Annotated in this window: 11 protein-coding genes and 2 tRNA genes; 11 read left to right on the forward strand and 2 right to left on the reverse strand. The window is 64.3% G+C overall.

The window, feature by feature from the left end; all coding sequences use genetic code 11:
- Window positions 1–26: 26 nt before the first annotated feature.
- From clpP to fabV, 8 genes are all read left to right on the forward strand, one after another.
- Entirely contained in the window at window positions 27–653 is a 627-nt protein-coding gene (gene clpP, locus ACZ6YI_RS03230; RefSeq protein ID WP_425492858.1) for an ATP-dependent Clp endopeptidase proteolytic subunit ClpP, read from the forward strand.
- A 103-nt stretch (window positions 654–756) separates the two neighbouring features.
- The gene (clpX, locus tag ACZ6YI_RS03235; protein WP_247427989.1) at window positions 757–2,046 is read left to right on the forward strand and encodes an ATP-dependent Clp protease ATP-binding subunit ClpX; all 1,290 of its coding nucleotides are present in this window, start codon (window positions 757–759) and stop codon (window positions 2,044–2,046) included.
- A 171-nt stretch (window positions 2,047–2,217) separates the two neighbouring features.
- The gene (gene lon / locus ACZ6YI_RS03240) at window positions 2,218–4,725 is read left to right on the forward strand and encodes an endopeptidase La (RefSeq protein WP_465777405.1); all 2,508 of its coding nucleotides are present in this window, start codon (window positions 2,218–2,220) and stop codon (window positions 4,723–4,725) included.
- 333 nt (window positions 4,726–5,058) lie between these two features.
- Entirely contained in the window at window positions 5,059–5,331 is a 273-nt protein-coding gene (locus ACZ6YI_RS03245) for an HU family DNA-binding protein (RefSeq protein WP_247327622.1), read from the forward strand.
- 15 nt (window positions 5,332–5,346) lie between these two features.
- A tRNA-Val gene (locus tag ACZ6YI_RS03250) sits at window positions 5,347–5,421 on the forward strand.
- A gap of 9 nt (window positions 5,422–5,430) precedes the next feature.
- A tRNA-Asp gene (locus ACZ6YI_RS03255) sits at window positions 5,431–5,507 on the forward strand.
- An 86-nt stretch (window positions 5,508–5,593) separates the two neighbouring features.
- The gene (locus tag ACZ6YI_RS03260) at window positions 5,594–7,504 is read left to right on the forward strand and encodes a SurA N-terminal domain-containing protein (RefSeq protein ID WP_465777406.1); all 1,911 of its coding nucleotides are present in this window, start codon (window positions 5,594–5,596) and stop codon (window positions 7,502–7,504) included.
- A gap of 126 nt (window positions 7,505–7,630) precedes the next feature.
- Window positions 7,631–8,860, forward strand: a complete 1,230-nt coding sequence (gene fabV, locus ACZ6YI_RS03265; RefSeq protein WP_465777407.1) for an enoyl-ACP reductase FabV — start codon at window positions 7,631–7,633, stop codon at window positions 8,858–8,860.
- Window positions 8,861–8,899: 39 nt separating this feature from the next.
- On the opposite strand, the gene ACZ6YI_RS03270 is transcribed toward fabV, so the two are convergent.
- Window positions 8,900–10,162 carry a transglycosylase SLT domain-containing protein gene (locus ACZ6YI_RS03270; RefSeq protein ID WP_465777408.1) on the reverse strand — a complete coding sequence of 421 codons (1,263 nt, stop codon included), beginning with the start codon at window positions 10,160–10,162 and terminating at the stop codon, window positions 8,900–8,902.
- Entirely contained in the window at window positions 10,159–10,926 is a 768-nt protein-coding gene (gene gloB / locus ACZ6YI_RS03275; protein ID WP_465777409.1) for a hydroxyacylglutathione hydrolase, read from the reverse strand. Before gloB ends, ACZ6YI_RS03270 begins: the two co-directional genes overlap by 4 nt.
- A gap of 168 nt (window positions 10,927–11,094) precedes the next feature.
- Between gloB and ACZ6YI_RS03280 the strand changes: the two genes are divergently transcribed.
- From ACZ6YI_RS03280 to dnaQ, 3 genes are read left to right on the forward strand one after another with little or no spacing between them, the layout of a single operon-like run.
- Entirely contained in the window at window positions 11,095–11,787 is a 693-nt protein-coding gene (locus tag ACZ6YI_RS03280) for a methyltransferase domain-containing protein (RefSeq protein ID WP_465777410.1), read from the forward strand.
- Window positions 11,788–11,795: 8 nt separating this feature from the next.
- Entirely contained in the window at window positions 11,796–12,251 is a 456-nt protein-coding gene (gene rnhA, locus ACZ6YI_RS03285) for a ribonuclease HI (RefSeq protein WP_440328854.1), read from the forward strand.
- Entirely contained in the window at window positions 12,248–12,973 is a 726-nt protein-coding gene (gene dnaQ, locus ACZ6YI_RS03290; protein WP_465777411.1) for a DNA polymerase III subunit epsilon, read from the forward strand. Before rnhA ends, dnaQ begins: the two co-directional genes overlap by 4 nt.
- The last annotated feature ends 67 nt before the right edge of the window (window positions 12,974–13,040 follow it).

Here is a 13,040-nt window from a genome sequence, read left to right on the forward strand (position 1 = left end):
CCATACCTAGGAGAGACCGCATGTCCATGGCTCCGATCCAGAACCTCAACCTGGTGCCCATCGTCGTCGAACAGACCTCGCGCGGCGAGCGTTCGTACGATATTTACTCGCGCCTCCTTAAGGAGCGCGTGATCTTCGCGGTGGGCCCGGTCGACGACTACATGGCCAACGTGATCGTCGCGCAGCTCCTGTTCCTTGAGTCGGAAAACCCGGACAAGGACATCAACCTGTACATCAACAGCCCCGGCGGCTCCGTCACCGCGGGCATGGCGATCTACGACACCATGCAGTTCGTGAAGCCGGATGTCAGCACCATGTGCATCGGCCAGGCCGCCTCCATGGGCGCCCTGTTGCTGGCGGCAGGTGCGGCCGGCAAACGTTACTCGCTGCCGCACTCCCGGATCATGATCCACCAGCCCTGGGCTGGCGGCATTTCCGGCCAGGCCACCGACATCGAGATCCACGCCCGTGAAATTCTCACGATGCGTGAGCGTCTCAATGCCATCCTGGCGAACCACAGCGGCAAGACGGTCGAGGAAATCGCCCGTGACACCGAGCGCGATCGTTTCATGAGCGGCGCGGAAGCGCAGGCTTATGGCCTGATCGATTCGGTGCTCGACAAGCGTACGGTCGACACCGTCAAATCCGCTTGATAGGTATTTTCGCTTGTGAAATCCGGCACTTCGCTCCGACTTCCCGGGGCGGGGTGCTGTGCTATTCTCAAAGCGCATCTGGATTCTCAGTAGGGCCCAAAGCATGAGCGACGAGCGGCAAGGCCGTTCCAACGACGGCAAGATTCTGTACTGCTCCTTCTGCGGCAAGAGCCAGCATGAAGTGCGCAAGCTGATCGCCGGCCCCAGCGTGTTCATCTGCGACGAATGCGTTGAGCTGTGCAATGACATCATTCGCGAGGAACTGGAAGAAAAGGCGGCCTCCGGCCGTACCCAGCTTCCGAAGCCGCGCGAAATCATGGAAGCGCTTGACCAGTATGTGGTCGGCCAGACCCGCGCCAAGAAGGCGCTGTCGGTTGCCGTCTACAACCACTACAAGCGCATGGAATCGCGCCAGAAGAACGACGATGTCGAACTCGGCAAGTCCAACATCCTCCTGATCGGTCCGACCGGTTCGGGCAAGACGCTGCTGGCGGAAACGCTGGCCCGTCTGCTCAACGTGCCGTTCACGATCGCGGATGCCACGACCCTGACCGAAGCCGGTTACGTCGGTGAGGATGTCGAGAACATCATCCAGAAGCTTCTGCAGAAGTGCGACTACGACGTTGAAAAGGCTCAGAGCGGCATCGTCTATATCGATGAGATCGACAAGATTTCGCGCAAGAGCGAAAACCCGTCGATCACCCGCGATGTGTCCGGTGAGGGCGTCCAGCAGGCGCTGCTGAAGCTGATCGAAGGCACGCTGGCCTCCGTTCCGCCGCAGGGTGGCCGCAAGCACCCGCAGCAGGAGTTCCTGCAGGTCGATACGCGCAACATCCTCTTCATCTGCGGCGGCGCGTTCGCCGGCCTGGAGAAGGTGATCCAGCAGCGTTCCGAGACCACCGGTATTGGCTTCGGCGCCGAAGTGCGTTCCAAGGAGCGTACCGAGAACGTCGGCAAGATGCTGTCCGAGGTGGAGCCGGCGGATCTGGTCCGTTTTGGTCTCATCCCGGAGTTCGTGGGCCGCCTGCCGGTCGTCGCCACGCTCGATGAGCTGGACGAAGCCGCGCTGGTGCAGATCCTCACGGAGCCGAAGAACGCCGTCACCAAGCAGTTCCGCAAGCTGTTCGACATGGAAGGCGCCGAGCTCGAGTTCCGTCCGGAAGCCCTTTCGGCGATCGCCAAGCGCGCGCTGAAGCGGAAGACGGGCGCACGCGGCCTTCGCACCATCCTGGAGCAAGTGCTGCTTGACACCATGTTCGAGCTGCCGTCGCTGGAGCACGTCAGCAAGGTGGTAGTGGACGACGCCGTCATCGATGGCCAGGCCGAGCCGTACCTGATCTACCGCGGCAACCTGCAGCAGCGGATCGCGGGCGAGGGCGGCGACGCCGCCTGACGCGTCCCGCCGTAACACTTGAACGGCCCCGGCGCCTTACAGCGCCGGGGCCGTTTTTGTATGTAGGCGTAGCCCTTGATGGTCCCTTCGCGAACCTCCACTTGACTACCATGGTGGCTCCGGCGCAGTGTCGGGGCGAACCCCACATTCTTTGAGGGAAAACCCTTACACATGGCGAAGAATCGCAGAGAAACCACGAGCGGAGCCGCGCTGGACCTGTTGCCGGTCCTCCCCCTGCGCGATGTCGTCGTCTACCCGCACATGGTCATCCCGCTGTTCGTGGGGCGCGACAAATCGATGCGCGCGCTCGAGCAGGCGATGGAAGGCGAACGGCAGATCCTCCTCGTGGCCCAGAAGAGCCCGGACATCGATGATCCGTCCGTGGACGACCTGCACCAGATCGGTACGCTCGCCGGCGTGCTGCAGCTGCTGAAGCTCCCCGATGGCACCGTGAAGGTGCTGGTCGAGGGTCAGTCGCGCGTGCAGATTGAGTCGTTCGAGGACGAGGCCGGCATGATGCGCGGGCGAGCCCGCGTCATTGAGCCGATCTACACCGGAAGCGATCGCGAACTCGATGTCGTTTCGCGTTCGCTGGTCTCGCTGTTCGAACAGCTGGTGAAGCAGAGCCGCAAGCTGCCGCCGGAGATCCTCGCGACCCTGTCGGGCATCGACGATCCTTCGCGCCTCGCCGACTCCATCGCCGCGCACCTGTCGGTGCGCATGGCTGACAAGCAGAAGGTCCTGGAGACGTCGGACGTCGGCCAGCGGCTCGAGCTGCTGATCGGTCTTGTCGATGGCGAGATGGATCTGCAACAGGTCGAGAAGCGCATCCGCGGCCGCGTGAAGTCGCAGATGGAAAAGAGCCAGCGCGAGTACTACCTCAACGAGCAGATGAAGGCCATCCAGAAGGAACTGGGTGAGGGTGAGGAAGGTACGAACGAGATTGAAGAACTCCAGAAGAAGATCGACAACGCGGGCATGCCGAAGGCAGTCCTCGCGAAGGCGCGCCAGGAGTTCAACAAGCTGAAGCAGATGTCGCCGATGTCGGCGGAAGCCACGGTCGTGCGCAACTACCTCGACTGGGTGGTCGGCGTGCCGTGGAAGAAGCGCAGCAAGGTCCTGAAGGATCTCGCCCTCGCACAGGAAACCCTCGACGCCGATCACTTCGGCCTGGAGAAGGTCAAGGAGCGCATCCTTGAATACCTGGCGGTGCAGCAGCGCGTAAACACCATGAAGGGCCCGATCCTCTGCCTCGTCGGTCCGCCCGGCGTGGGCAAGACCTCGCTCGGCCAGTCGATCGCCAAGGCGACGAACCGCAAGTTCGTCCGCATGAGCCTGGGTGGCGTTCGCGACGAGGCCGAGATCCGTGGCCATCGCCGGACCTACATCGGGTCCATGCCGGGCCGCATCGTGCAGAACCTCAACAAGGTCGGCACGAAGAACCCGCTGTTCGTCCTCGATGAAATCGACAAGATGTCGATGGACTTCCGCGGCGACCCGTCGTCGGCCCTGCTCGAGGTACTCGACCCGGAGCAGAACCACGCGTTCAACGACCACTACCTCGAAGTCGATCTCGACCTCTCGGAAGTGATGTGGGTGGCGACGGCAAACTCGCTCAACATCCCGGGCCCGCTGCTCGACCGCATGGAAGTCATCCGCATCCCGGGTTACACCGAGGATGAGAAGCTCAACATCGCGCAGAAGTACCTGCTGCCGAAGCAGCTGAAGGCGAATGGCTTGAAGGCGGATGAGCTGGCGGTGGCCGAAGATGCGCTGCGCGACATCGTGCGCTACTACACCCGGGAATCGGGCGTGCGTAACCTCGAGCGCGAGATCTCCAAGATCTGCCGCAAGGTCGTGAAAGAGCTTGCCCTGGGTACCGTGCCGGCCAATGCGAAGGCCAAGGTCGCCAAGGCACCTGCGAAGGGCGCCAAGGCGAAGGCATCCGCCCCCGGCAAGGTGCTCGTCGATGCGAGCAATCTCGACCATTACCTCGGCGTGCGCCGCTTCGATTTCGGCCGTGCGGAACTGCAGAACGAAGTGGGCCTGGTCACCGGCCTGGCGTGGACGCAGGTCGGCGGCGATCTCCTCAGCATCGAGGCCTCCGTGGTCCCGGGCAAGGGGCGTCTCGTGCACACCGGCCAGCTCGGCGATGTGATGAAGGAATCGATCCAGGCGGCACTCAGCGTCGTCCGCGCTCGCGCGGCTGGCCTGGGCATCGAGCCGGATTTCCACGAGAAGCTCGATATCCACATCCACGTGCCGGAAGGTGCTACGCCGAAGGACGGCCCGAGCGCAGGTATCGCCATGTGCACGGCGCTGGTTTCCGCCTTGACCAAGGTGCCGGTGCGCTCCGAGGTCGCGATGACGGGCGAGATCACGCTGCGTGGTCGCGTGCTGCCGATCGGTGGCCTGAAAGAGAAACTGCTTGCGGCGCATCGCGGTGGCATCACTACCGTGATCATTCCCGATGAGAACCGGAAGGATCTCGTCGACCTGCCGGAAAACATCACCAGCTCGCTGGAGATCCATCCGGTGAAGTGGATCGATGAAGTGCTGGACCTCGCACTGGAACGTCCCCTGGGGCCGTCCAAGGCTGCAGACGGGAAGCCCGTTGAGGTAACGCGCAAATCGGGCAAGAGTGGCAAGGGGAAGAACTCCCCGTCGCTCACGCATTGATTTGACGTAACGTGCCGTCACGGCGGCAAAAGGGCGCACCTTCGGTGCGCCCTTTTTGTTTTCGCTAACCTGTCATTAATCACCCGCGATAATCGTTTTTCATCGTCAGCGCAAGCCTCCCCGAATGATGCACTTGCGCTGAAAACGTTGGTATTGCTCGTGTTGCGGCGGGGGGAGGGCGCTGGTATAAAGGCCACACCGCCATCGCCCGCGCCGCAAGGGCGCCATGCATCGCGGGGTCGCCGATCATGCCTTTGGCAGGTCCGTTGACCTGACGTATTTTCGTCCGGGATCGCCGTCCGGCGTTCCGAATTACCTTTAGGGAGTCACGTAATGAACAAAACCGAACTCGTCGCCGCCATTGCTGAGAAGTCCGAGCTGTCGAAGGCCGATGCCGGCCGCGCGCTCGAGGCTTTCATCGAGGCGGTGAAGGAAGGCCTGAAGAGCGGCGGCGACGTCGCCATCGTGGGCTTCGGCACGTTCAAGGTGCGCAGCCGCGCCGCCCGCACGGGCCGCAACCCGCGCACGAATGAAGAGATCAAGATCCCGGCTTCGAAGGTTCCGGCCTTCACCGCTGGCAAGGCGCTCAAGGATCACGTAAACTAAACGGCTTACCGTAGGGGGTGCTTAGCTCAGCGGTAGAGCGTCGCCTTTACACGGCGCTGGTCGGGGGTTCGATCCCCTCAGCACCCACCAACGGGAAGTGGAGTGGTAGTTCAGTCGGTTAGAATGCTGGCCTGTCACGCCGGAGGTCGCGGGTTCGAGTCCCGTCCACTCCGCCAATGGTCCCGCAAAGGCGCCCGTGTGGCGCCTTTGCTTTATCTACCGCCGGCAACGGTTTGCCGGTGCCACCTGTGCGAGTTGCATCATGCTGCAAGCCCTGCGTAACAAGATCCACGGTTGGCCCGCTGCCATCGTCCTTGGCATCTGCGTCTTCGCCGTCGCCTTCTTCGGCATCGAGTCGTACTTCGTCTCGCATACCGATACGTTCGTGGCGAAGGTCGACGACCACGAGATTTCGCAGCAGGACTTCCAGGCGCGCATCAACGAGCTGCGCCAGCAGTTCATGGCCAACCCCAACTCGCCGTACAAGCCTTCCGATCTCGAGAAGCCCGAGGTCAAGCAGCAGGTCCTGGATGGCATGATCAACCAGGCGCTCCTGCAGAAGGCGAACACCGATCTCGGTCTCGCGGTTTCCGACCTCGCCGTGCGCGATGTGATCGGCACCGACCAGACCTTCCAGGTCGATGGCCGCTTCGAGCCGGGCACCTACCGCGCCGTCCTCGCTGCGCAGGGCATGACCCCGGCGATGTACGAAGCTCGCGTTCGCCAGAGCCTCGCCACGCAGATGCTGCCGGAGGCCATCTCGGCCACGACGCTCGTGAGCGACGCCGACGTCGACAATTTCTTCCGCTTGCACGACCAGCAGCGTGACCTGCGTTTCGTCGACCTGCCGCACCCGTCGCTCACCGATGCGACGGTTGCCGACAGCGAGATCGATGCCTTCTACAAGGCCCATCTCGCCGACTACACCACGCCGGAACAGGTCTCCGTACAGTACCTCGAAGTGAAGCAGGCCGACCTGAAGGTGGGCGAGCCCACCGACGAGCAGCTCCACGAGTACTACGACAAGTTCAAGCAGCGCTACGCCCAGCCCGAGCAGCGCATGGCGTCGCACATCCTGATCAACGTGCCGAAGAACGCGACGCCGGATCAGCAGAAGGCCGCGCTGGAAAAGGCAAAGAAGATCGCCGCCGAAGCCACGCCGGAAAACTTCGCGAAGCTGGCCGCCGAGAACTCGGACGACCTGGGCTCCAAGCGCACGGGCGGCGACCTTGGCTGGCTCGAAAAGGGCGTGACCAACCCGGCATTCGACAGCGCGCTGTTCGCGATGAAGAAGGGCGAGGTCAGCAAGGAGCCGATCCTCTCGCCGGACGAGGGCTATCACATCATCTGGCTGCGCGACGCCCGCGAGGGTGACGCCAAGCCGTTCGCCGAAGTGCGTGGCCAGCTGGCCAGCGACTGGGCGAAGGCCGAAGGCGAGCGCCTGTACAACGAGAAGGCCGGCCAGCTCGCCGACCTTGCCGAGCGCAACCCCGGTTCACTCGACGTCCCCGCCAAGGAACTCGGTCTCGAGGTCAAGACGAGCCCGCTGTTCGGCCGGAACGGTGGCGAGGGCGTCACCCAGGATCCGAAGTTCGTGCAGGCCGCGTTCGCCGAGGATGTCCTGACCCAGGGCAACAACTCGTCGCTGGTGCAGGTCGGCCAGGGCGATGCGATCATCATGCACCTCGCCAAGCACAATGCCTCCGCCCCGCAGGCTATCGCGACCGTTAAGGACGCGATCCGCCAGCGGATCCTGGATGAGCGCGTCAACGCGCTGGCGAAGAAGCAGGCCGACGAACTGGTCGCCGCGCTCAGCAAGGGCGGCGACGTGGCCACGCTGGCCAAGGTGCCGGTGAAGACCGCGACGGGCCTGGTGCGCAGCAAGCTGGCCGAGGCGAAGGACGTTCCGCCCGCGATCCTGCAGGCCGCTTTCTCGCTCCCGCACCCGGTCGATGGCAAGCCGTCCTGGACGGCCGTCGCCGACGGCACGGGCAGCTACGCCGTGGTCGCCGTGGACAAGGTCACCGACGGGGACCCGTCGAAGGTGGAAAAGGCGATGCGTGATGGCCTGCGCGGGCAGATGATGGACGCGATGGCGCATGCCGTCACCGTCCAGTACATCGACGCCCTCAAGGCGAAGGCCAAGATCGTCATTGCCAACGACCGCCTGTAAGCCTCGCGGCCGTCGTACTCCAAAAACCCCGCCGCCGGCGGGGTTTTTTTTGCCCCGCAACATGCGGAAGCGCATGGACCGCGTCCCGATTTAGAATGGCGGTCTTATCGCGTCAAAGGACAACCCGTGATCATTCAACCCAAGGTTCGTGGCTTCATCTGCACCACCGCCCACCCGGTCGGCTGTGCGAAGAATGTCGAAGAGCAGATCGCCATCACCAAGGCCAGTGGCGCGTTCGCCGATGGCCCGAAGAAAGTGCTGGTCATCGGTTCGTCCACCGGCTACGGCCTGGCCTCGCGCATCACGGCTGCCTTCGGCCATGGCGCCGATACCCTTGGCGTGTTCTTCGAAAAGCCCTCCAGCGAAACGAAGACGGGCACGGCTGGCTGGTACAACGCCTACGCGTTCGACAAGCTCGCGCGTGAGGCGGGCCTGTTCGCGAAGTCGATCAACGGCGACGCGTTTGCCAACGAGACCCGTGCGAAGGCCATCGAGATCATCAAGAGCGAGATGGGCGGCAAGGTTGACCTGGTCGTTTATTCGCTCGCTTCCCCGGTGCGCAAGCTGCCGGAAGGCACGACGATGGGCGAGCCGGGCACGGTGGTGCGCTCGGCGCTGAAGACGGTGGGCGAAGTATTCAAGGCGTCCTCGGTCGATACGAACAAGAACGAAGTCGTCGAGGCCACCGTCGAGCCGGCTACCGAGCAGGAAAAGAAGGACACCGTCACCGTCATGGGTGGCGAGGACTGGGCCCTGTGGATCGACGCCCTGGCGAAGGCCGGTGTACTGGCGGACAACGCCACAACCGTCGCCTACAGCTATATCGGCACCGAGACCACCTGGCCGATGTACCGCCGCGGCACGCTGGGCCTCGCGAAGGAGCACCTTGAGCGTACGGCGCACGAACTTGCCAAGCGCCACGCCGGCCTCCACCTTCGCTCGTACGTGGGCGTGCTGAAGTCGGTCGTCACGCAGGCCAGCTCGGCCATCCCGGTGATCCCGCTGTACGTCTCGATGGTCTTCAAGATCATGAAGGCGAAGGGCCTTCACGAAGGCTGCATCGAACAGATCAACCGCCTGTTCCACGATCGTCTCTATCGCACCGATGGCAAGCCGGCCGAGACCGATCCGGAAGGTCGCGTGCGCCTGGATGACTGGGAGCTGCGCGATGACGTGCAGGCCGAGTGCAAGGCGCTCTGGCCGAAGGTGACCACGGCCAACCTGTGGGAAGAAACCGACTACGCCGGTTACAAGCACGAGTTCATCAAGCTCTTCGGCTTCGAGGCCAAGGGCGTGGATTACGATGCCGACACCAGCGCCGACGTGCAGTGGGACGTGGTCCAGCTGCAGTCCTGATGAGAGACCTGTGGGAGCGCGCTTGCGCGCTCCCACAAATCAGCGAGAGGCGGTGAGCTTCAGTACCTGGCCGGGCTTCACCGCCGCGGTGTCCAGGTCGTTCCACTTCATGAGCTGTTCGACGCTCACCTGGTGGCGGCGGGCGATGGTCCACAGCGATTCGCCGTTGTTGACCTTGTAGACGATGAGCTTTGCATCGTCCTTCGGTGCCGCCTTCGCCTTGCCCTTCGTCGCGGTGGCCTTGGCCACCGTCTTCGATTTCTTCGAGGCCTTCGTCGCTTTCGCCGGCGCGGCATCGCCGTCGTCGTCGTCACCGGCGGCCGGCACATCCGCCACGGGATCCACCGGGCCCAGCTTGTACTGGTCCGCGGCCGACTTCGGCAGCAGCAGCGTGTTCGTGATCGTGCCCTTGGTCGTCCGGTAGGCCGGATTGAAGTCGCGCAGATCGTTCATCGACAGGCCCGACTGCTTCGCAGCCTGTGCCAGCGATTGCGGGTTATCGACTTTCACCACCTGCAACGCATCGTCACGATCCTGCTTCGGCAGCTGGACGTTGAAGCGCGCCGGGTCGCGGATGATGCACGCCATGGCCATGAGCTTGACCAGGTGTTCCTTCGTATTCGCCTTCATCGGCACATCCGGCAGGCCATCGTCACCCGACGGCCCACCGTGCTTGTCGATCGTTTTCTTCAGGCCGAACTCACCCGCGTTGTAAGCGACATCCACCAGGCGCCAGTCGCCGAGATCGTCGTAGTAGCGGCGCATCATCGACATGACCGACTCGGTGGACTTGGTGATGTCCAGGCGTTCGTCGTAATTCTTGTCCACGCGCAGGCCAAGCGTGCGTGCGGTCTGCGGCATGATCTGCCACATGCCGGCCGGGCGATTCTTCACGCCGGGCACGTGGCGGTACTGGCTTTCCACCCACGGCAGCAGTGCGAATTCACCTGCCACGCTGTGCTTCATCGCGGATTTGTGCGCGTACACGATGAGCGGCAATACCTCATTGACCTGCTGCTCGAAGCGGTTGGGCATCTTCGTATACGTGCGTGCCCACGCCATGACCTGCGGATCCGCCTCGCAGCCGGGCATCGCGAAGCTGTCGCGCATCTCGCCCCAGAAATCCGCCGGCGGCGCAGGCCGGGCCAGTTTCGGCGACATGTTCACGTCCGGCATCGTATCCACCACGGGCGGTGCGGGCAGCGGCGCGACCGGTGCCACCGGACGGGGTGTCGTGCCAGCGCAGGCGGTCAGCGCCAGCGGGATGAGGGTCGGCAACAGCCGGCGGACCAGTGCGTTCATGCGGCGAAGATGTCCTTGGCCGAGCGGAGCGCAGCAAAGCGCTCCGCCCGCGTGGCGTGTTCCTTGCCATGGGCCTCGGTCCAGCGGGCGATCGCCTCGCTGTCCACGCGCAGGAAGGGGTTGGTGGCGAGCTCGTCGGCGAGGCGGCTGGGCACGCTGGGCTTGCCCTCCTCGCGCAGGCGCGCCACCTCGTCCCGACGGTGGCGCAGGGGGCCGTTATCCGGATCGACGCTCAGCGCGAAGCGGATATTGGCCGCGGTGTATTCATGCGCACAGCAGACCAGGGTCTCCGGCGGCAGGTGGCTGAACTTGTCCATCGCGGCGAGCATCTGCTCGGCGGTGCCCTCGAAAAGGCGACCGCAGCCGACGCTGAAAAGCGTGTCGCCGCAGAAGAGGAAGCCTTCGCCCGCGTAGGCGATGTGGGTCTTCGTATGGCCCGGGACCTCGAGCACCTGGAACGTGGCGCGCGGCAAATCCAGCTGGATGCTGTCGCCTTCGCCCACGATCTGGGTCTTGTAATGAATGCGCGTATCCAGTGGCGCATACACCTCGACATCGTGGTCGCGCACCAGGTCGAACACGCCACCGATGTGGTCGTTGTGGTGGTGCGTGAGCAGGATGGCACGCAGCGTCCAGCCACGCGCTCTTAGCGCGGCTTCGACGGGGGCGGCTTCACCGGGATCCACGACGAAAGCATTGCCCTCGTCATCGGCGACCAGCCAGATGTAGTTGTCGCTCAAGGCCGCGACGGGAACCCAATGCATCGGGCGGACTCCGTGACGTCGATAGGGCGCGAACACCCGTGGTTTGGCCGCCTGCCAGCCAGGGTGGCGGGGCAGGGGCGGCCGGACTATATCAGCCGGGTATTTCCCACTCGTTAGCGACTCGTTAACCCGTGCGGTGGCTGTTCAACCTCACTACACTGACCACCTATGGCTGGCCCGGTCTCCGACATCTATGCGACGCCGCACGTCCGCAAGCTGCTTGCGGACGAGAACCGCCTGCTCACGCCGCTTTTGAACCGGTGCACGGGCGACCACGGACTCCACCTGACCGCCGCGCTGGACGCCGAGACCCCTGCGATTCCGCTGCTGGGCCACTGGGCGACCGTACGCGTCACCGGCGCCCGCCTGGAGGGCGACGTGCTGGCCAGCGGCCTCGAGCCGCTGCCCTTCGCGGATGAGGCTTTCGGGGTGGTGCTCCTTCGCCACGCCCTCGAGACCACGGCTCGCCAGGACAACCTGCTGGACGAAGCCATCCGCGTGCTCGAGCCGGGCGGCATGATCGCCATCGCCGGGATCCATCCGCTGGGCCTCTGGTCGCCCTGGGTGGCCAGGCAGAGCCGCGGCGTGCGGCCGCGACTGACCTGGCCGTGGTGGTGGAGCCAGCGCCTCGTCCGGGACGATTTCGAGCTATCCATGCCGCGCCGACTCGGCAGTGCCTGGCCGCGCGCCGGTGGCACCGCCATAGGTGGGTCACTGATCGGCGGTGGCTATCTGCTTGTGGCGCGCAAAAAACGGCCGGCGGCTGTACCCTTGCGGCCCCGCGCCGCCGTGGTGCCCGCGCCCGTGCCTGGCACCTTCGCCTCCGGCGCACGGCGCCACGCCCGTGAACACATCAGCTGAAGAGTTCCATGACCGATCTTGTTGAAGCCTTTACCGACGGCGCCTGCCTGGGTAACCCCGGACCCGGCGGCTGGGCGGCCCTCCTGCGTGCGAAGGGCATTGAGAAAATGCTCTCCGGCGGCGAAGCCGACACGACGAACAACCGCATGGAGTTGATGGGGGCGATTTCCGCGCTCGAGGCGCTGAACCGGCCGTGCAAGGTGCACCTCATGACCGATTCGAAGTACGTCATGCAGGGCCTGCAGGAGTGGGTGCCCAAGTGGCGCCGCAACGGCTGGATGACCGCCGACAAGAAGCCGGTGAAGAACCAGGACCTGTGGGTTCGCCTCGATGCCGCGACCCAGCCGCACACGGTCACGTGGGAGTGGGTAAAGGGGCATAACGGCCACGAGGAAAACGAGCGGGTCGATGTGGCCGCGCGTGACCAGGCCATCCTGTTCAAGGAAAAGGGGAGGGTGGCATGAGGCAGATCGTCCTCGATACCGAAACCACCGGCCTCGAAGCGCATCTTGGCCATCGCCTGATCGAAATCGGCGCGGTGGAGCTGATCGGCCGCCGCCCGAGCGGCAACCATTTCCATACGTACCTCAACCCGGAGCGTGCGATCGACGAGGGCGCCCGCGCGGTCACCGGCATCGAGGACGCGTTCCTGCTTGATAAGCCGTTCTTCCGCGACAAGGTCGAAGAGTTCCTCGCCTACATCAAGGGCGCGGAGCTGATCATCCATAACGCGGCGTTCGACGTGGGCTTCATCAATGCCGAACTGGCCCGCCTGGGTCCGCAGTACGGCACCGTGACGGATCACGCCACCGTGCTCGATACGCTGGCGATGGCGCGGACGATGTATCCCGGCCAGCGAAACAGCCTCGATGCGCTGTGCAAGCGCCTCGGCATCGACAACACGCATCGTGACCTGCACGGCGGCCTGCTCGACGCCCAGCTGCTGGCGGACGTCTATATCGCGATGACTTCGGGCCAGGTCGGCCTTGATTTCGTCTTCGACGCCGGCGCCGCCAGCGCCGCGACGGACGTGCTCGGCGATATCGTGATCAGCCGCCGCCCCGTCGTGCTGCGCGCATCGGATGATGAGCTCGCACTGCATGCGAAGCGGCTTGATGCGCTGGACAAGGCCGTTGGCGGGCAGAGCATCTGGCGCTCGCTCGAGTCGGAAGAAACGGTCCACTGAGGTCCGCTGGTATCGCGCGCAAGCGCGCTCCCACAGGCGGGGCTATCGCATCGCGCCCTTGTGGGAG

Source organism: Luteibacter sp. NPDC104163 (genome assembly GCF_055584245.1).

Bases quoted from the DNA above. Each gene is read 5' to 3' on its own strand.
- clpP (WP_425492858.1), top strand. From the start codon at position 27: ATGGCTCCGATCCAGAACCTCAACCTGGTGCCCATCGTCGTCGAACAG.
- ACZ6YI_RS03280 (WP_465777410.1), top strand. From the start codon at position 11,095: ATGGCTGGCCCGGTCTCCGACATCTATGCGACGCCGCACGTCCGCAAG.
- ACZ6YI_RS03260 (WP_465777406.1), top strand. From the start codon at position 5,594: ATGCTGCAAGCCCTGCGTAACAAGATCCACGGTTGGCCCGCTGCCATC.
- clpX (WP_247427989.1), top strand. From the start codon at position 757: ATGAGCGACGAGCGGCAAGGCCGTTCCAACGACGGCAAGATTCTGTAC.
- rnhA (WP_440328854.1), top strand. From the start codon at position 11,796: ATGACCGATCTTGTTGAAGCCTTTACCGACGGCGCCTGCCTGGGTAAC.
- ACZ6YI_RS03245 (WP_247327622.1), top strand. From the start codon at position 5,059: ATGAACAAAACCGAACTCGTCGCCGCCATTGCTGAGAAGTCCGAGCTG.
- lon (WP_465777405.1), top strand. From the start codon at position 2,218: ATGGCGAAGAATCGCAGAGAAACCACGAGCGGAGCCGCGCTGGACCTG.
- ACZ6YI_RS03270 (WP_465777408.1), bottom strand. From the start codon at position 10,162: ATGAACGCACTGGTCCGCCGGCTGTTGCCGACCCTCATCCCGCTGGCG.
- dnaQ (WP_465777411.1), top strand. From the start codon at position 12,248: ATGAGGCAGATCGTCCTCGATACCGAAACCACCGGCCTCGAAGCGCAT.
- gloB (WP_465777409.1), bottom strand. From the start codon at position 10,926: ATGCATTGGGTTCCCGTCGCGGCCTTGAGCGACAACTACATCTGGCTG.